This is a genomic window from Lacisediminihabitans profunda (assembly GCF_008040105.1).
Taxonomy (GTDB): Bacteria; Actinomycetota; Actinomycetes; order Actinomycetales; family Microbacteriaceae; genus Lacisediminihabitans; species Lacisediminihabitans profunda.
In genome coordinates this window covers 1-203 of sequence record NZ_VRMG01000067.1, presented here as the reverse complement: position 1 = coordinate 203, position 203 = coordinate 1, and the positions used below count along the sequence as shown (strand labels likewise).

Annotated in this window: 1 rRNA gene; it reads left to right on the top strand. The window is 53.7% G+C overall.

Annotated features, from left to right (window positions below):
- Positions 1-203 (top strand): 16S ribosomal RNA (locus FVP33_RS19075); the annotation flags it as partial.

Genomic DNA, 203 nt, shown 5'->3' with positions numbered 1-203 from the left:
CGGAATTATTGGGCGTAAAGGGAGCGCAGGCGGGAAACTAAGCGGATCTTAAAAGTGCGGGGCTCAACCCCGTGATGGGGTCCGAACTGGTTTTCTTGAGTGCAGGAGAGGAAAGCGGAATTCCCAGTGTAGCGGTGAAATGCGTAGATATTGGGAAGAACACCAGTGGCGAAGGCGGCTTTCTGGACTGTAACTGACGCTGA